The 22,917-nt window shown below is 63.9% G+C and carries 23 protein-coding genes; 10 read left to right on the top strand and 13 right to left on the bottom strand.

Annotation, left to right across the window (positions count from 1 at the left end):
* The first annotated feature begins 27 nt into the window (after nucleotides 1-27).
* Nucleotides 28-942 (top strand): DMT family transporter, encoded by a 915-nt coding sequence (locus AB5Y80_RS10035; protein ID WP_041214072.1) that lies wholly within the window; start codon nucleotides 28-30, stop codon nucleotides 940-942.
* Nucleotides 943-977: 35 nt separating this feature from the next.
* Here AB5Y80_RS10035 and envZ read toward each other — a convergent pair whose 3' ends face one another.
* Entirely contained in the window at nucleotides 978-2,288 is a 1,311-nt protein-coding gene (envZ, locus tag AB5Y80_RS10030; RefSeq protein WP_368172876.1) for a two-component system sensor histidine kinase EnvZ, read from the bottom strand.
* Nucleotides 2,285-3,004, bottom strand: coding sequence for a two-component system response regulator OmpR (gene ompR, locus AB5Y80_RS10025; RefSeq protein ID WP_010672556.1), 720 nt, complete (start codon nucleotides 3,002-3,004; stop codon nucleotides 2,285-2,287). The genes envZ and ompR overlap by 4 nt, the downstream gene beginning before the upstream one ends.
* Before the next feature lie 201 nt (nucleotides 3,005-3,205).
* On the opposite strand from ompR, the gene greB reads away from it, so the two are divergent.
* Entirely contained in the window at nucleotides 3,206-3,679 is a 474-nt protein-coding gene (greB, locus tag AB5Y80_RS10020; protein ID WP_039039492.1) for a transcription elongation factor GreB, read from the top strand.
* Between the two features lie 267 nt (nucleotides 3,680-3,946).
* Nucleotides 3,947-6,253 carry a Tex family protein gene (locus AB5Y80_RS10015; RefSeq protein WP_319909005.1) on the top strand — a complete coding sequence of 769 codons (2,307 nt, stop codon included), beginning with the start codon at nucleotides 3,947-3,949 and terminating at the stop codon, nucleotides 6,251-6,253.
* 58 nt (nucleotides 6,254-6,311) lie between these two features.
* Here the strand turns inward: AB5Y80_RS10015 and AB5Y80_RS10010 are convergent, their stop codons facing one another.
* From AB5Y80_RS10010 to bioH, 3 genes are all read right to left on the bottom strand, one after another.
* Nucleotides 6,312-7,073, bottom strand: coding sequence for a putative metalloprotease CJM1_0395 family protein (locus AB5Y80_RS10010; protein WP_043153510.1), 762 nt, complete (start codon nucleotides 7,071-7,073; stop codon nucleotides 6,312-6,314).
* A 1-nt stretch (nucleotide 7,074) separates the two neighbouring features.
* On the bottom strand, nucleotides 7,075-7,308 hold the full coding sequence (locus AB5Y80_RS10005; RefSeq protein ID WP_010672552.1) for a hypothetical protein: 234 nt from the start codon (nucleotides 7,306-7,308) through the stop codon (nucleotides 7,075-7,077).
* Nucleotides 7,309-7,380: 72 nt separating this feature from the next.
* On the bottom strand, nucleotides 7,381-8,145 hold the full coding sequence (gene bioH, locus AB5Y80_RS10000) for a pimeloyl-ACP methyl ester esterase BioH (protein WP_368172875.1): 765 nt from the start codon (nucleotides 8,143-8,145) through the stop codon (nucleotides 7,381-7,383).
* Between the two features lie 38 nt (nucleotides 8,146-8,183).
* Here bioH and AB5Y80_RS09995 point away from each other — a divergent pair, with 38 nt between their 5' ends.
* Together AB5Y80_RS09995 and nfuA are read left to right on the top strand one after the other, a co-directional pair.
* The gene (locus AB5Y80_RS09995) at nucleotides 8,184-8,912 is read left to right on the top strand and encodes a ComF family protein (protein ID WP_368172874.1); all 729 of its coding nucleotides are present in this window, start codon (nucleotides 8,184-8,186) and stop codon (nucleotides 8,910-8,912) included.
* A gap of 148 nt (nucleotides 8,913-9,060) precedes the next feature.
* Complete coding sequence (gene nfuA, locus AB5Y80_RS09990) at nucleotides 9,061-9,639, top strand: Fe-S biogenesis protein NfuA (RefSeq protein ID WP_010672549.1); 579 nt, start codon at nucleotides 9,061-9,063, stop codon at nucleotides 9,637-9,639.
* 72 nt (nucleotides 9,640-9,711) lie between these two features.
* On the opposite strand, the gene gpsA is transcribed toward nfuA, so the two are convergent.
* The 3 genes from gpsA to AB5Y80_RS09975 are packed head-to-tail and all read right to left on the bottom strand — an operon-like array spanning nucleotide 9,712 to nucleotide 11,668.
* On the bottom strand, nucleotides 9,712-10,716 hold the full coding sequence (gene gpsA / locus AB5Y80_RS09985; RefSeq protein WP_010672548.1) for an NAD(P)H-dependent glycerol-3-phosphate dehydrogenase: 1,005 nt from the start codon (nucleotides 10,714-10,716) through the stop codon (nucleotides 9,712-9,714).
* 2 nt (nucleotides 10,717-10,718) lie between these two features.
* Nucleotides 10,719-11,189, bottom strand: a complete 471-nt coding sequence (gene secB, locus AB5Y80_RS09980) for a protein-export chaperone SecB (RefSeq protein WP_010672547.1) — start codon at nucleotides 11,187-11,189, stop codon at nucleotides 10,719-10,721.
* Nucleotides 11,190-11,236: 47 nt separating this feature from the next.
* Nucleotides 11,237-11,668, bottom strand: a complete 432-nt coding sequence (locus AB5Y80_RS09975; RefSeq protein ID WP_010672546.1) for a rhodanese-like domain-containing protein — start codon at nucleotides 11,666-11,668, stop codon at nucleotides 11,237-11,239.
* A 348-nt stretch (nucleotides 11,669-12,016) separates the two neighbouring features.
* On the opposite strand from AB5Y80_RS09975, the gene gpmM reads away from it, so the two are divergent.
* Both gpmM and AB5Y80_RS09965 read left to right on the top strand, forming a co-directional pair.
* Entirely contained in the window at nucleotides 12,017-13,546 is a 1,530-nt protein-coding gene (gene gpmM, locus AB5Y80_RS09970; protein WP_052816405.1) for a 2,3-bisphosphoglycerate-independent phosphoglycerate mutase, read from the top strand.
* Between the two features lie 9 nt (nucleotides 13,547-13,555).
* Nucleotides 13,556-14,959, top strand: coding sequence for a peptidoglycan DD-metalloendopeptidase family protein (locus AB5Y80_RS09965; protein ID WP_368172873.1), 1,404 nt, complete (start codon nucleotides 13,556-13,558; stop codon nucleotides 14,957-14,959).
* 206 nt (nucleotides 14,960-15,165) lie between these two features.
* Here the strand turns inward: AB5Y80_RS09965 and AB5Y80_RS09960 are convergent, their stop codons facing one another.
* Nucleotides 15,166-15,816 carry a Qnr family pentapeptide repeat protein gene (locus AB5Y80_RS09960; protein WP_368172879.1) on the bottom strand — a complete coding sequence of 217 codons (651 nt, stop codon included), beginning with the start codon at nucleotides 15,814-15,816 and terminating at the stop codon, nucleotides 15,166-15,168.
* An 88-nt stretch (nucleotides 15,817-15,904) separates the two neighbouring features.
* Between AB5Y80_RS09960 and AB5Y80_RS09955 the strand changes: the two genes are divergently transcribed.
* Together AB5Y80_RS09955 and AB5Y80_RS09950 are read left to right on the top strand one after the other, a co-directional pair.
* The gene (locus tag AB5Y80_RS09955) at nucleotides 15,905-16,912 is read left to right on the top strand and encodes a substrate-binding domain-containing protein (RefSeq protein WP_045522401.1); all 1,008 of its coding nucleotides are present in this window, start codon (nucleotides 15,905-15,907) and stop codon (nucleotides 16,910-16,912) included.
* A gap of 110 nt (nucleotides 16,913-17,022) precedes the next feature.
* A complete protein-coding gene (locus tag AB5Y80_RS09950; RefSeq protein WP_368172872.1) occupies nucleotides 17,023-17,412 on the top strand; it encodes a nuclear transport factor 2 family protein in 390 nt (129 codons plus the stop codon).
* Between the two features lie 55 nt (nucleotides 17,413-17,467).
* Here AB5Y80_RS09950 and AB5Y80_RS09945 read toward each other — a convergent pair whose 3' ends face one another.
* The 4 genes from AB5Y80_RS09945 to AB5Y80_RS09930 all read right to left on the bottom strand — a co-directional run bounded on the left by AB5Y80_RS09945 (nucleotide 17,468) and on the right by AB5Y80_RS09930 (nucleotide 21,316).
* Nucleotides 17,468-18,160, bottom strand: coding sequence for a helix-turn-helix domain-containing protein (locus AB5Y80_RS09945; RefSeq protein WP_368172871.1), 693 nt, complete (start codon nucleotides 18,158-18,160; stop codon nucleotides 17,468-17,470).
* A 138-nt stretch (nucleotides 18,161-18,298) separates the two neighbouring features.
* Entirely contained in the window at nucleotides 18,299-18,940 is a 642-nt protein-coding gene (locus AB5Y80_RS09940) for a bifunctional 4-hydroxy-2-oxoglutarate aldolase/2-dehydro-3-deoxy-phosphogluconate aldolase (RefSeq protein WP_039039502.1), read from the bottom strand.
* Between the two features lie 9 nt (nucleotides 18,941-18,949).
* Entirely contained in the window at nucleotides 18,950-20,746 is a 1,797-nt protein-coding gene (gene edd, locus AB5Y80_RS09935) for a phosphogluconate dehydratase (RefSeq protein WP_039039503.1), read from the bottom strand.
* Nucleotides 20,747-20,806: 60 nt separating this feature from the next.
* Entirely contained in the window at nucleotides 20,807-21,316 is a 510-nt protein-coding gene (locus AB5Y80_RS09930) for a gluconokinase (protein ID WP_368172870.1), read from the bottom strand.
* Between the two features lie 165 nt (nucleotides 21,317-21,481).
* Between AB5Y80_RS09930 and AB5Y80_RS09925 the strand changes: the two genes are divergently transcribed.
* A complete protein-coding gene (locus tag AB5Y80_RS09925) occupies nucleotides 21,482-22,843 on the top strand; it encodes a GntP family permease (RefSeq protein ID WP_223918078.1) in 1,362 nt (453 codons plus the stop codon).
* Nucleotides 22,844-22,917 lie beyond the last annotated feature (74 nt).

The raw sequence follows: 22,917 nt of genomic DNA, 5'->3' as shown, positions 1-22,917 counted from the left end.
CTCGCCCCTGTCTGCGGAACCCATCCCATGCTCAAGAATCAGAAGAAAGCCTACCAGTACGGGCTCTGTGCCGTCGCCCTCTGGTCCACGGTGGCCAGCGCCTTCAAGATCTCCCTCGCCTACTTTGAACCGGTACAGCTGCTGCTGGTCGCGGCCTGCACCTCGACCCTGACGCTGGGGTGCATCGTGGCCTGTCAGGGCAAACTGCCGCTACTGCTCGACTACATCAAGAGTCGCCCCCTCTACTACCTCGCTCTCGGGGTCCTGAACCCCTTCCTCTATTACCTGCTGCTGTTCAAGGCATATGATCTGCTGCCCGCCCAGCAGGCGCAGACTCTCAACTACACCTGGGCCATCACCCTCAGCCTGCTGGCCGTTCCCTTCCTCGGTCAAAAGCTGCGCCGCCGCGATGGCGTCGCCATCGTGCTCGGCTATTTCGGCGCCCTGGTGATCGCCACCAGGGGGGACGTGTTCGGTCTGCAGTTCGACAGTCCGCTCGGCGTCACGCTGGCGCTGGTGTCGACCCTGATCTGGGCCGGTTACTGGATCCTCAACACCCGCAATCAGGGGGATCCCGTCGTCAGCCTGCTGCTCGGCTTCCTCATCAGCCTGCCCTTCATCATCGTGGCGACCTGGTTGCTCTCGGACTTTGCCATGACCGCCTGGCAGGGATGGGCCGGCGCCATCTATGTGGGGCTGTTCGAGATGGGTTTCGGTTTCGTGCTCTGGCTGATGGCCCTGCGCCACGCCACCAACACGGCCCCCATCAGCAACCTCATCTTCATCTCGCCGTTTGCCTCTTTGGTGCTGCTCAACCTGTTGATCGGCGAAACCATTCACCCGGCAACCCCCATCGGGCTGGTTCTCATCGTCGCCGCCCTGCTTATCCAGCAACTCAAATATGGCAAGCGCTACCGCAAGGTGAGCGACCCCCACCCCTGACAGACAAAGGGCGTATCCCTCGATACGCCCTGCTTTCAATCCATCCACTCCAGAGGCTGGTTCTTGGGTAGCCGGATCTCCACCTGCAAGCCCCCCAGTTCGGAGCGCCCCAACCTGATGGTGCCGTGATGCTGGGAGACTATCTTGGCAACGATGGCCAGCCCCAGCCCACTCCCGCCACCGGTGCGCGCCACATTGCCCTGGGTGAAGGGCTTGAGCACCCGGGAGTAGTCCTCTTCTGCGATCCCCGGGCCATTGTCGGAGAGTCGCAGCCGCACCCAGTGGCCATCATCCCTGAGCTCGGCCTGCAACCGGGTCGCGCCATAGCGCAGGGAGTTGCCCGACAGATTGTTGAGGATACGGCGAATACTGATGGGATGGCAGGCCACACGCACCGCCTCCTCCGGCAGGAGCAGCTCCACTTCCAGTCCCTGATCGGTCTGCATCAGCAACGCATCGTGAATGAGCTGGGTCAGGTCGACGGGCCGGGCATCGAGCCCCTCGTTCGGGCGAATGTAGTCGATGAACTGATCGATGATGCCGTTCGACTCATCGATGTCCGCATTGATGCTCTCCTTGAGGTACTCATCCCCGGAGGACATCATCTCGGTCGCGAGACGAATACGGGTAAGAGGGGTGCGCAAATCGTGGGATACCCCGGCCATCATCAGGTTGCGCTCCTCGATCAGCCCCTTGATGGAGCTCGACATGTGGTTGAAGGTGCGGGTCAGGCGGCGCACCTCCCGCGAGCCCTGCTCCCCCAGGGCATCGGGAAAGTTGCCGCGCGCTACCGCCACCGCCCCCGCTTCCAGATCCTCCAGCGGCCGCACCAGCTGACGGGCAAAACGCCAGGCTGCAAACAGGGTCACCACCAGCAAGACGCTCATATAGAGGATGAGCGGTTCGATGTCGTCATCTTCAATTTCCGTCAGGGGAATGCGCACCCACATCTGGCTGGCCTGGGGAGGCTGGATCCAGATGATGTAGTGATCCTGGATTTCAACCCTGACCCTGGTATCCCCTTTCAATTCGCGGCTGATGCTCTGCTCCAGATAGGGGTAGGGCTTGGAATCATTCAGCCCGTGCTGCTCCGCCTCGCTCTGGGTATAGATGTCGCTGCCAGTGGTCACATAGACCAGCGCCTCGGCATCTTCACTGAGCGCCAGCTGGTTTTTGTCCACCGGGAAGATGAGTTTGACCTGGTTTGCCAGCAGGTGGCTGATCTGCTTGACGGTCGGCGCCAGCAGGTAGTTGTAGAAGGTAACGTAGGAGACGACTTGATAGACCACCAGCACGGCAGCCAGAAACCAGAGCATGCGGGAGAACATGCTGCCCACTTTCTTCATGCGTTCTCACCGTCCGGTACGAACACATACCCCAGACCCCAGACGGTCTGCAGATAGCGGGGCTGGGCCGGGTCCTGTTCCAGCAGGCGGCGCAGGCGGGAGACCTGCACATCGATGCTGCGCTCGGTGGCCGTGTACTCGCGACCACGGGCCAGGTTCATCAGCTTGTCACGGGAGAGCGGTTCGCGAGGATGACTCACCAGCACCTTGAGCACGGCGAACTCCCCGCTGGTCAGGGCAACCGGTTCGCCATCACGACTCAGTTCACGGGTCGCCAGATTGAGCTGGTAGGCCCCGAAACTCACCATCTTCTCCGCCGCGGAAGGGGCGCCGGGCAGCTCCACGGTATGGCGGCGCAGCACGGCGCGGATCCGGGCCAGCAGCTCACGGGGGTTGAACGGCTTGGGCAGATAATCGTCGGCCCCCATCTCCAGACCGACGATGCGATCCACCTCGTCTCCCTTGGCGGTGAGCATCAAGACGGGGATCTGGTTGCCGGCCTCGCGCAGGCGGCGGCAGATGGAGAGGCCGTCTTCCCCCGGCAGCATCAGATCAAGCACCATCAGGCTGAAGTTTTCACGCGTCAGCAGGCGATCGGCCTGCTCCCCGTTGGCGACACCCCGCACTACAAACCCCTGCTCGGTGAGGTAGCGCTCCAGCAAGGAACGCAGTTTCAGATCGTCGTCCACCACCAGGACCTTGTATTGCTGACTCATTGCCACCTCTCTTTTCTGTCTCCCCTCATACTAGAGCCGCCCCCTGCAACCACAAAGCATAAATATGTTACCGGTTATTGCCCTCATTCGGCCCCGGAGCCGGGAAGGATGGATGGCCAGCTCTGCTTTTGCTCGACAGGGCGGCGACAATGACTAAGATCCCGGGCAACCGGATGCAATTGGCGAGGGAGTGATAACCCCATGAAAACCAAACTCATTACCCGTGAAGGCTACACCAGGCTCCGGCAGGAGCACGACATGCTCTGGCGGGAGGAGAGGCCCGATGTCACCAAAAAAGTAGCTTGGGCGGCGAGCCTGGGTGATCGCAGCGAGAATGCCGATTACCAGTACAACAAGAAACGCCTGCGGGAGATCGACCGCCGGGTTCGCTACCTGCGCAAGTGCCTGGAAGAGCTGACCATAGTCGACTACTCCCCCTCCCAGGAGGGCAAGGTCTTCTTCGGCGCCTGGGTCGAGGTGGAAAACGACGAGGGTGAGACCAAGCGCTTTCGCATCGTCGGCTATGACGAGATCTTCGGCCGCAAGGATTACATCTCCATCGACTCCCCCATGGCCCGTGCCCTGCTCAAGAAAGAGGTGGGCGATGAAGCCATGGTTCAAACGCCAGTGGGTGACGCCTGCTGGTACATCAATGAGATCAGCTATCCCAAATAAGCCAGGCCGAGCCTCACTGCCAAATCGGCTGACAAGGCCAGGAGAGACCGAGCATGTCCGCCCACCGGGTATGAGAAACGTCATTTCTGCCGGGGTGGCATCCCGCTGCCCGACCCCATATAGTGCTCACACCCGGCGCCTTGCGGCGCCAACCGGCCCGCGCGGCAGTGGTCCGGCTGGTACCTTGAGTACCGCCAGGACAGACCCCTGCCCGGCGACATCGCCTCGCGCCTGCCCGTTGACCAGGACCCGACCAAGAGACCCTCCATGCAAAGCCACGTAATAGAACATCAGATTGCCGGTGAGCTGAATGCCCGCCCGGAGCAGGTGCAGGCCGCCGTTCGCCTGCTGGACGAAGGTGCCACCGTCCCCTTCATCGCCCGTTATCGCAAAGAGGTGACCGGCGGTCTGGACGACAGCCAGCTGCGTACCCTGGAGAGTCGCCTCGGCTACCTGCGTGAACTGGCGGATCGCCGCCAGGTGATCCTGCGCTCCATCGAAGAGCAGGGCAAACTGACCCCCGAGCTGGCCCGCGAGCTGAACGACGCCGACAGCAAGACCCGGCTGGAAGACCTCTACCTCCCCTACAAGCCCAAGCGCCGCACCAAGGGGCAGATGGCCATCGAAGCGGGGTTGGAGCCACTGGCCGACCTGCTGCTGAGCGACCCGCTGAAAGATCCCGAGCAGGAGGCGGTTCGCTTCCTCAATGCCGAGCAGGGGATCACCGACGGCAAGGCCGCCCTCGACGGTGCCCGCTATATCCTGATGGAGCGCTTCGCCGAGCAGGCCGACCTGCTGGAGAAGCTGCGGGACTACCTGTGGCACAACGCCACCCTGCGCGCTCGCGTGGTGGCCGGCAAGGAGCAGGAAGGGGCCAAGTTCAAGGATTACTTCGAACATGACGAACCTCTGCACAAGGCCCCCTCCCACCGGGTGCTGGCCATGCTGCGCGGTCGCAACGAGGGAGTGCTCAATCTGGCGCTGGTCGCTGGTGACGATGAGGGCGCCAGCCCCTGCGAAGGGATCATTGCCCATCACCTCAGGCTCAACTTGCAACACCGCCCGGCCGACAAGTGGTTGCAAGGGGTGGTGAGCTGGACCTGGAAGATCAAGCTCTCCTTGCAGATGGAGACCGAGCTGATCGGTCGCATCCGCGAATCGGCAGAAGACGAGGCGATCAAGGTATTCGCCATGAACCTCAAGGATCTGCTGATGGCGGCGCCGGCCGGCATGCGTTGCACCATGGGGCTGGATCCCGGCATCCGCACCGGGGTCAAGGTGGCGGTGGTGGATGCCACCGGCAAGCTGGTCGATCACGCGACCATTTATCCGTTCGAACCCAAACGCCAGGTTGACCAGAGTCTCAAGACCCTGAGCGAGCTGTGCCAGAAGCACAAGGTCGAGCTCATCAGCATCGGCAACGGCACCGCATCCCGGGAAACCGACCGCCTGGTGAGCGATCTGTTCGAGCGCTACCCGGCCGCCAAGGCACAGAAGATAGTAGTGAGTGAAGCGGGGGCATCGGTCTACTCCGCCTCCGAGCTCGCCTCCCAGGAATTCCCGGATCTCGACGTCTCCATTCGCGGCGCTGTCTCCATCGCCCGCCGGCTGCAGGATCCCCTGGCCGAGCTGGTCAAAATCGATCCCAAGAGCATAGGTGTGGGCCAGTACCAGCACGACGTCGGCCAGAGCCAGCTGGCCCGCCGCCTCGACGCGGTGGTCGAGGATTGCGTGAACGCGGTGGGGGTGGATGTGAATACCGCCTCGGTCGCCCTGCTCAACCGGGTTTCCGGCCTCTCCCAGACCCTGGCCCAGAACATCGTCGCCTACCGCGACGAGAACGGCGCCTTCAAGAGTCGTCAGCAGTTGCTGAAAGTAAGCCGGCTCGGGCCCAAGGCATTCGAGCAGTGCGCCGGCTTCCTGCGCATTCGGGGCGGCAGCAATCCGCTGGACGGCTCGGCGGTGCACCCGGAATCCTACCCGGTGGTGGAGCGGATCCTCGCCAAGCTGGAGCAGACCGTGGACAGCCTGCTCGGCAACAGCAGCCTGCTGCGCACCCTCAAGCCCACCGACTACACCGACGAGCAGTTCGGGGTGCCTACAGTCACGGACATCATCGGCGAGCTGGACAAGCCCGGCCGCGACCCGCGTCCCGAGTTCAAGACCGCCACCTTCAAGGAAGGGGTGGAGAAAATCAGCGATCTGGTGCCCGAGATGGTGCTGGAGGGTGTGGTCACCAACGTCACCAACTTCGGCGCCTTCGTCGACATCGGTGTCCATCAGGACGGGCTGGTGCACATTTCTTCCCTCACCGATCGCTTCGTCAAGGATCCCCGCGAGGTGGTCAAGGCCGGTGACATCGTCCGGGTCAAGGTGCTGGAAGTCGACGTACCGCGCAAACGCATCAGTCTGACCATGCGTCTGGATGAAAAAGCCGGCCAGCCTGCACGCAAACCGGCCGAGCCGCGTCACACCGGCAACGCCCGACCGAAACAGGCGCCCCGTCAGAGCGCTCCGACCGAGGGTGCCATGGGCAACGCCTTCGCGGCTGCCCTGTCGAAACTGAAGAAATAAGTCCCCAGAATGCAAAAAAGCCCCGAAAGGGGCTTTTTCATGCCTGCACGGAGCGGGATCAAACGTCCTGACTCAGGCTATGGGGGGAGGCTGGCCTCACCGCTTGCTGATAGTGCCTGGCAATCACCTGGTTTCGATTGTCCATATAAGCACCGAGCGGGCCTGTGGTTTCCTGCCTGAGAGTCATCAGATCCTTGCGGGCCTGTGCCTCCTTGCCAGAGGCGGCACGGGCCACACTCATGTCTTGTGACGATGGTTCATCGGGAGCCAGTGCAGCGGCACGCACCTGCTGCATCTTGGCGATGGTCGCGGCGGGATCCCCGGGAATGGTCCCCATGTCGATGACCACCTCCCCCCCGGTGGCATAACGCTTGCCATCCGGCCCACGGGAAAACTGGTAGGTAGGGCTCCCCGCATGCTCGCCGCCGGCGGCCTGGTGAGCCTGCTCATGCTTGCGAACTTCGAGATCCCGTTCGACCAGCGCAGCCACCTGACGCTGCTGCTTTTGCTGCTCCTGCTGTTCACCCTCCTGACGTTGTCGACGCTCCCCCTCCTCCCCCGTTGCCTCGACAAAACGGTGCGCCACCATCACGGGGCCGGTCTGGCCGTTCTCTTTCGTGGACGAGGATGGGGCGGCGGGATTGGCCTGGGCGGCCCGGGATCTCTCTTTCTGGGAACCGACGCCGGACTCGGCGTTGGACGCTTCGCTCTGGCGGCTGGGGGGCACCAGTTCGGCGCGGCGGTTGTCAGTCTGTGCCGATTCCGTCTGCGGCTGCAGTTGATTCGGAATGATGGTCGGCAGACTGACGTTGATGTTCATGTCACACCCGGATATCGATCAGGGTGCCCAGCATGTCGCTGGCCGTCTGGATCACCTTGGCGGATGCCCCGGCATGCAGCTCGGCCACCTTGAGATTCACCAGTTCATCCGGCAACTGCACCTGATCACCCGCTGGCGTATTGAGACGGGCGATCTGGCTGGACGCCTGTCCGGCCAACTGCTCGGCCCGTTGGAACCCCTGCACGCCCGCCGTCATGGCTGATTCGATACGCATTGGCACACTCCTTTATAGGGTTGGCTAATTATCCACCAACCTGACGAGTTATTGAAGCCTGCCGCTCAAATCTCAGTCAATGAACCGCCGCAGGAGGGTGATGAACTGCTCTGGATGGGAGATGAAGGGAGCATGGGATGCCTTCTCCAGCACCAGACTGTGGCTGGCAGGGTAGCGCGCATCCAGCAAGGGAATGGCGGCCTTCGGCACCAGGGTATCCAGCCTGCCGTAAAGACGCAGCCAGGGCAGATCCAGGCCGATCAGTTCATCCCGCAGATCGACCTCGGCCAGCAGGCCCAGACCCGCCTCCAGGGCCGCAAGCCGGGGAGCGGGTCGCTCCGCCAGCCAGTGACGCAACTGGCGAATGTCGTTTCTGGCGTGCTCGCTGCCCATGGCCTGGATCGCGAGGAAGCGCTCTATGGTCTGCATGAAGTCGCCGGCCAGCATCTGGTTGAACCCCGCCAGCACCTTGGGGGCAATCCCGGGCCACTCGTCGCGGGCCATGAAGCAGGGAGAGCTGGCTACGGTAATGAGAGAGTGAAGGCGCTCAGGCATGGTCAGCGCCAACTGGCTCGCCACCAGACCACCGAGGGACCAGCCGAGCAGATGGCATTTTTCGGGCAATATGGCCGCCACCTGCTCTGCCAGCCAGGGCAGGGTGTAGTCTGTCCCTGCTTGCAGGGGGCTGTTGCCAAAGCCGGGCAGGTCCACCAGATGCAGCCGATAGTGGGCAGCCAGTTCTTGGGCAATACCGTGCCAGACGGCCCCGTTCATGCCCCAGCCATGCAACAACACCAGGTCCGGGCCCTGGCCAAACCGCTCAACCGATATGCTCATCTAGACTCAAGATCCCTGTTTATCTGCTTGGAGCCTGCATGTTAAAGCGGCTGTTCGCCAAAGCAAGTCCGATCCTTGGCACCCAGTCCGACTGGCTTGGTCTGTGCCTGCTCTGTCGCCAACCCTGTGACGAGACGCCCTTGTTGTGCTCCTGGTGCCGCCACGCCCAGCGCCAGCACGACAGACGATGCCTGATGTGTGCAGCACCGCTGCCGGAGCAACATCGCGAGAGCAAACTGCTGTGCGGACGCTGCCAGCGCAGACCCGCCCCCTGGGAGCGTTTGCAGGTGATCGGCGATTATCAGGCACCTTATCCCCAACTCATCCCCCGGCTGAAGTATTCCGGTCAGATCCTGCTCGCGCCGCTGCTTGCCCGCCTGCTGGCAGACCATCTGGATCTCGCCAACCCGCCGCAGGTCATCATTCCGGTTCCCCTGCACTGGTGGCGCCAGTGGTGGCGCGGCTTCAATCAGGCAGAAGAAATCGGCCATGCCCTGAGCGCACTCACCGGCATTCCTTGCGACACCCGCGTACTGCGCCGGACAAGGTCGACCCCGCAACAGACCCGGCTCAGTGCCGGCCAGCGGCGACGCAATCTGCGTGGCGCCTTCGAAATGGCGCCTCACCACTACCGGCATGTGGCACTGCTTGATGATGTGGTCACCACGGGCGCCACCGCAGGTCAGCTCACCCGGTTGCTTCATGAGCACGGCGTCACCACGGTAGAGGTGTGGGCCATCTGCCGTACCCTCCGACACCTGAAATAACCGGGCAGGGATCCGGCCCGGGAGTCCGCTGGCGGCATGATTCCGATACGCCCGGGCTCACAGGCTCGCCATCGGCACGCTACCCAAGCCCCGCCAAGCGAGTTATCATGAATACCCTAGTCGTACACTCAGGTTTATGAGGATAGTGATGATCAGCATTTCCGACACCGCCCAGGCCCACTTCCGCAAGTTGCTGGAGAAGCAGCCTGATGGCACCAACATCCGGGTGTTTGTGGTCAATCCGGGAACCCAGAATGCCGAGTGCGGCGTATCCTATTGCCCACCCGACGCGGTCGATCCGGAAGATCAGCACCTGCCGTTCAGCGGCTTCGACTGCCTGGTCGATCCCCTGAGCGCCCCCTTCCTGGTGGATGCCACCATCGACTTCGTCACCGATCAGATGGGCTCTCAGCTCACCCTGAAGGCACCCAACGCCAAGATGCGCAAGGTGGCCGACGACGCCCCGCTGATCGACCGTATCGAGTACGTGTTGATGTCCGAGGTGAACCCCATGCTGGCCGGTCACGGCGGCAAGGTCACCCTGGTCGAGCTGACCGACGACAAACTGGCCATCCTGCAGTTTGGCGGCGGTTGCAACGGTTGCTCCATGGTCGACTACACCCTGAAAGAGGGGATCGAGAAGCAGCTGCTGGAGAAATTCCCGGGCGAGCTCAACGGCGTCAAGGATGCCACCGAGCACCAGCGCGGCGACCACTCCTACTACTGATTTGCCCCCTTGCGGCAAAGAAAAGGCCCCGCCAGCTGGCGGGGCCTTTTGCATGCTGCGGCTGGCAGAAGATCACTCGTCCTTCTTGTCTCGCGACAGCAAGGCGATGGCTGCCTCTTTCGGATTCTTGCCCTCGTAGAGCACCTTGAAGATCTGTTCGCAGATGGGCATCTCGACGCCACAGCGGGCCGCCAGCAGATGCACTTCCTTGGTGTTGCGATAGCCTTCCACCACCTGGCCTATCTCGGCCATGGCGGTGTCAACCGACTTGCCCGCTCCCAGCGCCAGACCGAAACGGCGGTTGCGTGACTGGTTGTCGGTACAGGTCAGCACCAGATCCCCGAGCCCCGCCATCCCCATAAAGGTCTTGGCGTCGGCCCCGAGGGCGGCGCCCAGACGCTGCATCTCCACCAGACCCCGAGTGATGAGCGCGGTTCTGGCGTTGGCGCCAAAGCCGAGTCCGTCAGAGAGACCGGCACCGATGGCGATGACGTTCTTGACCGCCCCGCCCAGCTGCAGACCGATGAAGTCCGGATTGGTATAGACCCGGAACGAGCGGCCGCAGTGCAGCAGGTGGGAGAGATCGTCGGCAAAGTCGTCGTGGGTCGAGGCCACCGAGATGGCGGTCGGCAGACCGGCGGCCAGCTCGCGGGCGAAGGTCGGGCCCGAGATGACCGCCAGTGGAATGGCATCCCCCAGCACCTCCCGCGCCACCTCTTGCAGCAGACGGCCGCTGTCCGGCTCCAGCCCCTTGGTCGCCCAGGCGATCCGGGTATCCGGGCGCAGGAAGGGTTTGACCCGGGCCAGTACCTGGCCGAACACATGGCTCGGCACCACCAGCAGCAGCACGGGAGCGGCTTGCACCGCCGCCTGCAGATCCGACGTCAGTTGCAGATCGGCCGGGAAGGGGACATCCGGCAAGAATGCCTTGTTGCAGCGATCCTGTTCCAGCTCGGCGACATGGGCAGGGTCGTGACCCCACAGCAGGGTCGGATGACCATTGCGCGCCAGAGAAATGGCAAGGGCGGAGCCATAAGACCCCGCCCCCAGGACCGAGATTGCGATCTGGTCGGCCATTATCAGGCTTCCGCAGTCGCCTGCTGGGCCTGTACCTGCGCCATGTGCTGGGCGAACAGGGCGTCGAAGTTGACCGGTGCCAGGTTCAGCTGCGGGAAGGAACCCTTGCTCACCAGGTTGGACACCGCTTCGCGGGCATACGGGAACAGGATGTTCGGGCAGAAGGCCGCCAGGCAGTGGGCCAGTTGCGGCTCAGGCAGGTTGCCGATGGTGAAGATGCCGGCTTGCTGCACTTCGCACAGGAAGGCGGTCTCGGTTTCCAGCTTGCAGGTGACAGTCAGGGTCAGCACCACTTCATAGACGCTGTCGGCCAGGACATTGGTCTTGGTGTCCATGTCCAGCTTGACGTCCGGCTGCCACTCTTTCTGGAAGATGTGCGGGGTATTCGGGGCTTCGAAGGAGACATCCTTGGTGTAGACACGCTGGATGTGGAATTCCGGTTGCACTTCCTGGTTGTTGATTTCGTCAGCCATTTCGTTTGATTCCTTTTTAAGATAATGAGTGGGCGCAGGCCCTTAAATCAGCGTTTTTTGGTCACCGGCAGATTGTCTGCACGCCATTGGGCCATGCCACCGCTGAGCACATACACCTGCTTGAAACCGGCCTTGCTCAGTTGGCGACCCGCGCCACCAGCGGTCATCCCCGACTCGCACACCACTATGATGGGGGCATCCTTGTGCTTTTCAACCGGACCCAGATTATTCGCCTGGATCTGGGCGAGCGGCAGGTGATGGGCCCCGGCCAGATGGCCCTTGGCAAATTCATCCTGACTGCGAATGTCCACGACGGTGGCATTTTCACGGTTGATAAGCAGGGTAGCGGCGTGGTTGTTGACCGCCTTCACCGGAGAAAAACGAGCACGCACAGTGGTATACACCAGGGTGCCTGCCAGGCCCAACCAGGCTGCGGTCAGCAGCGGATTGCGGGCCGCGAAATCCAAATACTCTTGCATCTTCTACTATCCAGGGACCAAGACAAGGGCCCGAGTATACATGGGGCCCTGCATAAGATCAGCCATCTTGGCGGCAAAGCGAGAGCAAGCTCCCATCAGGGATGGCTGCCGATTCTTCCTCCTCCAACCGGGCCGAACGAGAGGATGCGCCATGCCGAAAAGAGGGGGGAAACAGAGGAAAACCCGCCGCGGCAGACAAGCCGGCAACATGCCTAAAACAGCGGGATAACAGTTAAAAAGCGAGGCTGGAGAGGGACTTGGCTATCAGGTGACTATTTCGGCAGATGTAGTAATATTACGCTAGTTTCACTTCCCGCAATTCATTCCTATCCGAGAGGACATAGCCTTATGTCAACAGCTAAGAAACCGCTGGTTCTGGTCATCATGGACGGTTGGGGCTACAGCACCAAGCAAGAGTACAACGCCGTTGCTGCTGCCAAGACCCCCAATCTGGATCGCCTGGCCCGTGACTACACCAGCACCCTGATCTCCGGCTCCGGCCTGGACGTGGGTCTGCCGGACGGCCAGATGGGCAACTCCGAAGTGGGCCACACCAACATCGGTGCCGGTCGCGTCGTCTATCAGGAGCTGACCCGCATCTCCAAGGACATCCAGGACGGCGACTTCTTCCAGAACGTCGAGCTGGCCAAGGCTGTCGACGCTGCCGTGACCAAGGGCAAGGCCGTGCACATCATGGGTCTGATGTCCCCAGGTGGCGTACACAGCCACGAAGAGCACATCATGGGCATGATCGAGATGGCCGCCAAGCGTGGCGCCGAGCAGATCTACTTCCACGCCTTCCTGGATGGCCGCGACGTCCCGCCGCGCAGTGCCCAGTCCTCCATCGAGCTGTTCGACGCCCTGTTTGCCCGACTGGGCAAGGGTCGTTTCGCCTCCATGATCGGTCGTTACTACGCCATGGACCGCGACAACCGCTGGGATCGCGTGCAGCAGGCCTATGACCTGATGACCCAGGGCAAGGGCGAATTCACCGCCGACAACGCCACCGACGCGCTGGCCGCCGCCTATGCCCGCGACGAGAACGACGAGTTCGTCAAAGCCACCCGCATCGGCGACGCTGTACCGATGATCGACGGCGATGCGCTGATCTTCATGAACTTCCGCGCCGACCGCGCCCGCGAAATCACCCGCGCCTTCGTCGATACCGACTTCACCGGCTTCGCCCGCACCGCCACCCCGGCGCTGCACTTCGTGATGCTGACCGAATACGCGGCCGACATCAAAACCGCCTGTGCCTATCCGCCCACCGCCCTGGTCAATACCCTGGGTGAGTGGCTGGCCAAGCAGGGCAAGACCCAGCTGCGCATCTCCGAAACCGAGAAGTACGCCCACGTCACCTTCTTCTTCAACGGCGGCGAAGAGGCCTGCTTCACTGGCGAAGATCGCGAGATCGTCGCCAGCCCGAAAGTGGCCACCTATGACCTGCAGCCGGAGATGAGCTCCGAAGAGCTGACCGACAAGCTGGTTGCGGCCATCAAGAGCGGCAAGTACGACGTCATCATCTGCAACTACCCGAACGGCGACATGGTCGGCCACACCGGCGTGTTCGATGCGGCCGTCAAAGCCTGTGAAGCGGTCGACCACTGCATCGGTCGCGTCACCGACGCCCTGGCGGAAGTGGGTGGCGAGTGCCTCATCACCGCAGACCATGGCAACGCCGAGAAGATGATGGACGAAGAGACTGGTCAGGCCCACACCGCCCACACCAATCTGCCGGTTCCCCTCATCTACTTCGGTCGTAAAGCCGAGGTCGCCGAAGGTGGCAAACTGTCCGATCTGGCCCCCACCATGCTGACCCTGATGGGTCTGCCGGTGCCGCCGGAAATGACTGGCAAGCCCCTGATGATTCTGAAATAATCCTGCCCCATGCGGGGATGCGAAATTATTTCACAGAAAACCAGTCGCGTCGGCCTGTTGGCCGGCGCGCTGTTTTTTTGCCTGATCGGCGGTACCGGCACAGCCCAGGCTGCGAACCCGCAGCTGGGGGCCATGCAGTCCCAGATCAAGGAACAACAACAGACCCTCAAGCTCAGCAAGCAGGAGCTTGCCAAGCTCAACACCCAGCTCAAGGCTGACGAGCAGGCCATTTCGGCTGCCGCCGCCAAACTCGAGCAGACCAGACAGCAACTCCGGCAGAACCAGCAGAAGCTGGCGTCCCTGCAGCAGGACAAGCTGGCACTGGAGCAGCAAGCCAAACACCAGAAGCAGTTGCTGGCCAAGCAGGCGGAAAGCGCCTTCCAGGCGGGCAACCACGATTACCTCAAACTGCTGCTCAACCAGCAGGATCCGGCCAAACTGAGCCGCGCCCTCGACTATTTCGACTACCTCAACAAGGCCCGTATCGAGGCCATCGAAGCCCTGCGCGCCACCCGTGACAAGCTGGCCAAGAACCAGCAGGCCACCAGGGAGACCGAGAACCGCCTCCAGACCCTGCTCGGCGAGCAGCAGGAGCATCACCAGAGCCTGCTGGCCAGCCAGCAGAGCCGTGCCAAGGTGCGCAACCAGTTGCAGCAATCGGTGCAGGCCGACGAGCAGAAGCTCGACAAGCTGGTCAAGGCGGAGAAGGCGCTCAAGGCGCGGCTGGAAGAGCTGCGTCGTCAGCAGGAAGAAAAGGAACGCCACGAACGGGCCGAGCGGGAGCGCCTCGCCAAGATCAAGGCCGAGCAGGAGCGCCAGCGCCGTCTGGAGGCCCAGCGCCTGGCAGCCGAACAGAAGCGCATCGAGGAGCAGCAGCGGATCGCGGCCCAGCAGCGCCAGGTCGGCGAACAGCAGCGGCTGGCGGCCCAGCAGCAACGCGTCGCCGAACAGCAGGCCAAGGTGGCGCAGCAGCAAGCGGCCGCCCGCAACAGCGCCAAGGCAAGCAGCAACGGCTACGGCGGTCTGAGCACGGGTGGCAACCTGCGCTGGCCGGTGCAGGGCCCCATCCTCATCTCCTACGGCTCGCCGCGTACCGCCGAGCTGAAGTGGAAGGGCACCCTGATCGGCGCCAGCGAAGGGACCCAGGTCAAGGCGGTGGCACCGGGCCAGGTGGTCTACGCCGACTGGCTCGACGGCTTCGGCATGCTGCTGGTCATCGACCACGGCAAGGGCTACATGAGCCTCTACGGCCACAACCAGTCGCTGCTGCGCCAGGTGGGACAAAAGGTGGAGCAGGGTGAGCCCGTGGCCCTGGTCGGCGACAGCGGCGGACAGGAGCGCTCCGGCCTCTACTTCGAGATCCGCTATCAGGGCGAGGCCATCAACCCGACCAAGTGGCTGGCCAGACGCTAAGCCCGCCTTGGCGGTGCCCGAGTGGAGTCCGCTACCTCATCCCCAGCCCTTCTCCCGCGAGGGGGGCAGGGAGCAAAAGACAGCAACACCGCGTCGTTTACCACTTCACCTGACAAAAAGTCTGCATCGCGCAGACTTTTGCTTGCCAGGGGGGGGCACCACACCGCCCGCCCCGATGATGAAAACTTACCTCTTTTCCACCCCGCTCAGGGGAAGACCACCAGCCCGATCTGCTCCAGCAGCCCCTGCTGCTGATCTTCATTGATCTGCACCCCGGCGAGGTTGACCCGGCGCAGATCCAGACCGGGCAGATCGCACTGGCGCAGATCGCAGCCTTGCAGGTTGAAGCTGGTCCAGTCGATTTGCCCGAACTCGGAGCCGCTGAGATCCGAGCCTGCCAGGGAGGCGCCAAGCAGGTTGGCCCCGTGCCAGCGGTTGCCGGCAAGCTCGCACCGCTCCAGCAGACAGCTTTCGAAGTTGGCGTAGCTGAAGTTGTTGCCGGTGAGGTGGGCCTCGCAGAAATAGCTTTTGGCAGTGATCCGGTTGGCGAAGCTGGCATGGGCGAAGTTGATCCCCATGGCCTGGCTGTCGCGCATCTCCAGCCCAAGACACTGGCTGCGGCCGAAGTCCGCCAGGGTGAGATCGCAGCGCAGGAAGCTCGCCTCCCTCAGATCGCAGCCCTGAAACAGGCATCCCAGCTCCCGTTCCCTGTCATAGAAGCTGCAGTCGACGAAGCGGCTCTCCCCGAGATCGAGCCAGGAGAAGTGACAGCCGATGAAGCGGCACCCCTGGAACTGCTCCCCCTCCACCTCCTGCTGCTCGAAGTGGACCCCCTCGAAGCACCTGCCCTTGATCATCCCCTGCCCCCTGTTGATGGCGTCATATGCTGACATTACCGTGCAAAAACGGTAATGTTACGTGTAACATTTTTTGCCGGATCCCCAGATGAACGACACCCGCAAGCGCCGCCCTACCCTGCAGGACATTGCCGACCTGACCGGTGTCACCAAGATGACCGTCAGCCGCTACCTGCGCGACCCGTCCGCCGTGGCCGAAGGGACCCGCGAGCGCATCGCCGCCGCGGTGGAGGAGCTCGGCTACATCCCGAACCGGGCGCCGGACATGCTGTCGAACGCCACCAGCAAGGCGATCGGCATCCTGATCCCCTCCCTCTCCAATCAGGTCTTCTCGGCGGTGATCCACGGCATCGAGGCGGTGACCCGGCCCGCCGGCTACCAGACCCTGCTCGCCCACTACGGCTACAGCCCGGAGCGGGAGGAGGAGCAGATCGCCTCGCTCCTCTCCTACAACGTGGACGGGCTCATCCTCTCGGACACCCAGCACACCGAGCGCACCCGCAAGATGATCGCCACCGCCGGCATCCCGGTGGTGGAGACCATGGATCTGCCCCTCTCCCCCATCGACATGGTGGTGGGCATGGATCACCGGGCCGCCGCCCGGGCCATGGTAACAGAGATGCTGCGCCGGGGACGGCGCAAGGTGATCTACCTCGGCGCCCGGCTCGACGTGCGCACCCAGCTGCGAATGGAAGGCTACTACCAGGCGATGGCCGATTTCGGTCTGACCGGCCAGCACCTGCTGACGGAGCAATCCTCCAGTTTCACCCTGGGGGGAGAGCTGCTGGCCCAGGCCATGGCGCGCTTCCCCGATCTCGACGGCCTGTTCTGCACCAACGACGACCTGGCAGTGGGAGCCCTGCTGCAATGCCAGGCCAGGTGGATCCCGGTACCCCAGCAGGTGGCCATCGCCGGCAGCAACGCCCTCGACATCGGCCACGCCATGACCCCCAAGCTCGCCAGCATCGTCACCCCCCGCGAGACCATAGGTCGCGAAGCCGCCATCATGCTGCTGGCCCGCCTCGGCGGCCAGCCGCTGGCGACCAGGTGCAAGGACATCGGTTTCTCCCTCTATGAGGGGGAAAGCCTCGGCTGATCCCCGGCCATCATGGCGCGTTCGACCGCCATGATGGCGCCTTCCCCCCTCTCCCCTCGCCGTCCCCTGGCCTATGCTGGCTCCTCCATCCCCCCTGTCAGGAGCAGACCATGCACCACACCGAACGATTGAAAGCCTGCCTGCAGCGCGTCATCTGCGATCCCGCCTTCCCCCTGGCGGAGCTCGACGACTGGTTCACCCCCGACTACTGCCAGGAGGTGAACGGCGAGCGGCTCGACTACCCGGCGTTTCACCAGCACATCGCCACACTGCGCCGCCATCTGGCCGGGGCGAGAATCGAGTTTGTCGCCACCCTGGCGCAGGGGGAGCGGGTGCACTCGACCCATGTGGTACGGGCCACCCGCCAGGACGGCGGCACCCTGGTCTGCAAGGTGAGCGGCCTCTTCACCTTTCGCGGCGATCGGATCTGCCACACCGACGAGGTGACCTGTCTGCTGGCAGGCAGCAAGGAGGATGCGGATATCGGCTCGCGGCGCTGACTGCCGGCAACCCGCAGACACCGCCATGGCGGGCAGGAAGGCAGACGACGCGCCCTCAGACCGCCGGTTCGCGCCGGGCGAGGCGCTGGAGGGCGCGGGACAAGGCACCGGGATCCTCGTAGCCGAGCCGATCGGCGATCTGGGCCAGCGTGAGCCCCCGGTGCTGCAACTGGCGCGCCCGTCCCAGCACCACCTGCTCCCGCCACTGGCGAAAGCTGCACCCCAGCTGCTGGAGGAAGAGCCGGTTGAGGGTACGCACCGAGGCGCCGCAATCTGCCGCCAGCGCCGTCAGCGTCAGATGGATGGCGGGCGCCTGGCACACCTTGTCCAGCACCCGCAGCAGGCGCGGGTCCAGCGCCCCGGTGAGGGGAATGCGCGCCGCGAGCGGATCGGCGCGCTCCAGCTCCTGGCCAAGCACCGTCAGATAGGCTCCCTTCACCTCCTCCTCGGCCAACTCGGGCAGGCGGGCGAAGAGGCCCGCCAGCAGCGGGCTGGCCTGCAAGGGGCCGAAGGCGGTGCGGGCTGACGTCGGCACATAGAGGAGGGAGAGCCGGGAGCAGCGCAGCACGCGAAACTCGTGCTCCCACCCCGCCGGAATAAAGCAGATCTGGCCCGCCACCAGCAGTTCTCCCTCCCCTCGCCCCGTGATGATGCCGCCCCCGTCGTGCAGATAGCAGTATTGGGCATGGGGGTGGCAGTGCAGCGCGGTGAAGTGCCCTTGCGGGTAGGATGGATGCAGACAGGACATGAAGGCTCCAGGGGAGAGGGGCAGCCCCCGACCTTAAGCCAGGGCGAGGCCGGAAGCAAACGGCCCACCCCCTCCCGAGGCGGAAAAACAGCAGGCCACCCGGGGGTGGCCTGTTTAATTTTTCTAAACGATATTTGCTTAGCGTTTAACCAATTCAACCGCTTCCCGGGAGAGGCGGGTCACCTCCTCCCAGTTGCCGCTCTTGACGGCGTCAGCCGGCAGCATCCAGGAGCCGCCGACGGTGGCCACACATTTCAGCGCCAGGTAGTCGGCCACGTTTTTCGGGCCGATGCCGCCGGTGGGGCAGAATTTCACCTGGGGCAGGGGCGCCGCGATGGCGGAGAGTGCCTTGGTGCCGCCGTTCGCCTCGGCCGGGAAGAATTTGAGGTGGTCGTAGCCTGCTTCCAGCGCCTGCATCACCTCGGACGGGGTGGCCACCCCCGGGATCAGCGGCGCCGTGCTCTTGGCCGCGTGGGCCAGCAGGGCCGGGGTCATGCCCGGGGAGATGACGAAGCGGGCACCGGCAGCGACGGCGGCATCAAACTGCGCGCAGTTGAGCACGGTACCGGCACCGACCATGGCATCCGGCATCGCCTTGGCGATGAGGGCGATGGCGTCCAGCGCCACCGGGGTGCGCAGGGTGATCTCGAACACCGAGATGCCGCCATCCAGCAGGGCCTTGGCCATGGGCAGGGCCTGCTCCAGGTCGTTGATGACCATCACGGGTACCAGGGGGGAGGCGGCAAACACCTCGGCAGGGGTCACTTTCCAGTTCTGCATAGCTCTTCCTTAGTCAAAGATGGTGGCGCCGCACTCGGCGCTCGATACCGCGCGACGCATCACGCTGAACAGTTCACGGCCCCACCCCTCTTGTTCCAGGGTGAGGTCGATCTCGGCCTGGGTACGGCCACTCAAATCGGTCAGGCAGTCGAGGCGGCCGGACTCGGCATCCACCCGCAGCAGGTCGCCATCGGCGAGCAGGCCGATGGCCCCGCCGTGCAGCGCTTCCGGGGTGACGTGGATGGCGGCCGGGATCTTGCCGGAGGCGCCGGAGAGACGGCCGTCGGTGACCAGGGCCACCTTGTGACCCGCCTTCTGCAGGTTGCCAAGCACCGGCATCAGCTTGTGCAGCTCCGGCATGCCGTTGGCGGCCGGGCCGTTGTGGCGCACCACGATGACGGCGTCCTGGTTCAACTCACCGGCCTTGTAGGCCGCCTCCACCGCATGCTGGGAGGAGAAGACCCGGGCCGGGGCCTCGATGACCCGATACTCGGGCGCCACGGCGGAAACCTTGACCACGGCGCGGCCCAGGTTGCCCGCCAGCAGCTTGGTGCCGCCGGTGGCCTGGAACTCGCTGCCAGAGGGGGAGAGCACGCTCGGATCCGCGCTCTCGCCCACCGGTTGCCACACCAGCTTGCCATCCACCAGTGCCGGACGGCTGAGGTAGTCCTGCATCTCGCCGAAGACCGGGGTGGCATCCATGTGGATCAACCCCTCTTCGGCCAGACGACGCATCAGGCCGGGCACGCCCCCCGCCTGCTCGAAGGCGTTGACGTCCGCCGGGCCGTTCGGGTACATGCGCACCAGGAGCGGCACCACGTCGGAGAGATCGCTCAGGTCGTCCCAGGTCAGCTCCAGCCCGGCGGCACGGGCCAGCGCCACCATGTGGATGCTGTGGTTGGTGCTGCCGCCGGAGGCGAGCAGGGCCACCAGGCCGTTGACCAGGGCGCGCTCGTCGATCACCGCACTCAGGGGGCGATAGGCCGGGGAGCCCGGGATCATGGCGCTGATGCGGCGGGCCGCTTCCTCGGTGAGGGCGTGGCGCAGCTCGCTGTGCGGATGCACGAAGGCGGAACCCGGCAGCATCAGGCCCATGGCTTCGAACACCAGCTGGTTGGTGTTGGCGGTGCCGTAGAAGGTGCAGGTGCCCGCCGCGTGGTAGGCGCCGCACTCCATCTTGAGCAGGGCGTCGCGGCCCACTTCACCGGCAGCGTACTGCTGGCGCACCTTCACCTTCTCGTCGTTGCTGATGCCGCTCGCCATGGGGCCGGCAGGCACGAAGGCGGTGGGCAGGTGGGCGTGGGAAAGCGCCCCCATGATCTGGCCCGGGGCAATCTTGTCGCAGATGCCGAGCAGCAGGGTGGCGTCGAAGGTGTTGTGGGAGAGGGAGACCGCGGTGGCCTGGGCGATGAGGTCCCGGGAGAAGAGGGACATGTCCATCCCCGGCTGGCCCTGGGTCACGCCGTCGCACATGGCGGGTACGCCGCCGGCAACCTGGGCACTGTGGCCGAGCTCGGCCAGGGCGCCCTTGATGATGTCCGGATAGCCCTGATAGGGCTGATGGGCACTCAACATGTCGTTGTAGGCGGTGACGATGGCCACGTTGGCGCGGGTCATGTCGAGGATCCGCCCCTTCTCGTCACAGCTCGAGGCGGCCACGGCGTGGGCCAGGTTGCCGCAGGAGAGGGAGGCGCGGGTCTTGCCCTGATCGGCCTGGCGCTGGATGCGGGCCAGGAAGCGGGCACGGCGGGCGGTGCTGCGCTCGCGGATGCGGTTGGTCACCTGGGTGATCACGGGATGGGTCATAGCTTTCTCTCCAACTCTATATACGGGCGCGGTCGGCTGCAGCCGGGCGCGCGACATGGCTCATTGCGCCTGCGTCAGCACGGTGACGGCACGGTCGACCACCTGTTCGAAGGTCCCGTCGATATCGATGCGAAACACGCCGGGCTCGCCATCCGGTCGCTCCAGGGTATCAAACTGGCTTTGTACCATGGCTTCGCGCATGAAGTGGCCCTGCCGTGCCCGCATCCGTTCGAGAATGAGGGACTGGCTGCCATCCAGAAACAGGAAACTCACCGAGTCGTTGCCCTCGCGGATCTGGTCGCGGTACTGCTTCTTGAGGGCCGAGCAGACGATGACGCCGAGCTCGTTCTTGCGCTCCAGGCTGTAGGCCGCATCGCGGATCCGCTCCAGCCAGGGGGCCCTGTCTTCATCGTTGAGCGGGTTGCCCGCCGCCATCTTCTGGATGTTCGCGCGAGGGTGCAGATCATCGCCGTCGATGAACTTGGCCCCCAGGGCATTGGCCACTTTGAGGCCGATGCTGGACTTGCCGCTGCCACACACACCCATCACGATAATGCACTTGCCCGCCATTATTTGACCTCTCTCTCACTTTTCAAAAAACGTTCGCCTGATGGGTTCTAAGCTACCACGTTACCGGTAACATGTTACCGGTAACGTTTCGCAATGTGAAGTGCAGCACAGAAATGTGCAGAACAACAACTAGAACCATTTGAGGACAATTTTATGGACGGAGCAATGAACACACCCGATGTCGCCTATCTGCTCTCGGTAGCGGGCGGAGCCATTGTCATGTTGCTGGTGCTGATCATGCGATTCAAGGTACATGCCTTCGTGGCATTGACCCTGGTCAGCATGCTGACGGCCCTGGCCACCGGGGTCACCTATGACCAGGTGATCCCCACCATGCTGACCGGTTTCGGCGGCACCCTGGCCTCGGTCGCGCTGCTGGTCGGCCTCGGCGCCATGATAGGCCGGATCCTGGAGATGACGGGGGGCGCCAAGGTACTGGCCGATACCCTGATCAACCGCTTCGGCTCCCACCGCGCCCCCTTCGCGCTGGGTGTGGCCTCCCTGCTGTTCGGCTTCCCGATCTTCTTCGACGCCGGTCTCATCGTCATGCTGCCCATCATCTTCAGCGTGGCGAAGCAGTTCGGCGGCTCCGTCCTCAAGTATGCCCTGCCCTCCGCCGGTGCCTTTGCGGTGATGCACGCCTTCCTGCCGCCCCACCCGGGCCCGGTGGCCGCCAGCGAGCTGCTGGGTGCCAACATCGGTCTGCTCACCATCGTGGGCCTGCTGGTCGCGCTGCCCACCTGGTATCTGGGTGCTTACCTGTTCGGGCTCTGGTCCGGCAAGAAGTTTGAGCTGCCCCTGCCCCCGAGCTTCACTGCCAGTGCCGAGCAGCTCTCCGACAAGGCGCCGAGCTTCGGCCAGGTGATCTCCATCCTGCTGCTGCCGCTGGTGCTCATCTTCATGGATACCGGCCTCAATACCCTGAGCGTCATGGGCGTCATCGACAAGGGTGCGGACTGGGTCAACGTGCTGCGCATGGTCGGCAAGACCCCGGTCGCCCTGCTCATCACCGTGCTGTACGCCCTCTGGATGTTCCGCCAGAGCCAGGGCAAGGTGCAGCTCGAGAAGTTCTGCAACGACGCCCTGGCCCCGGTCTGCGCCGTCATCCTGGTCACCGGTGCCGGCGGCATGTTCGGCGGCGTATTGCGGGCGAGCGGCATCGGCACCGCGCTGGCCGACGTCCTCTCCGATACCGGCATGCCGGTGATCCTCGCAGCCTTCCTAGTGTCCGCCGCGCTGCGGGTCGCCCAGGGTTCCGCCACCGTGGCCCTGACCACTACCGCCGCCCTGATGGCGCCGACCGTGGCCGCCACCACAGGCCTGAGCGAACTGGATCTGACCTTCATCGTCATTGCCATCGCCGGGGGTGCCACCGTGCTCTCCCACTTCAATGACTCCGGCTTCTGGCTGGTCAGCCGCTTCCTCAACATGGACGAGAAGACCACCCTCAAGACCTGGACCGTGATGGAGACCCTGCTCGGTACCATCGCCTTCCTCATCGTGGCCACGGCCAGCGCCATCCTCTGACGGAAACACATCGGGGCCGCATCCGTCGGCCCCGATGTGATATTGCACCGACTTTTTACGGATTCTTGCTTGGG

The sequence above is a fragment of the Aeromonas sp. R2-1 genome (assembly GCF_040908425.1).
Taxonomy (GTDB): Bacteria; Pseudomonadota; Gammaproteobacteria; order Enterobacterales; family Aeromonadaceae; genus Aeromonas; species Aeromonas caviae.
This window is presented reverse-complemented; position numbering and strand designations above follow the sequence as displayed.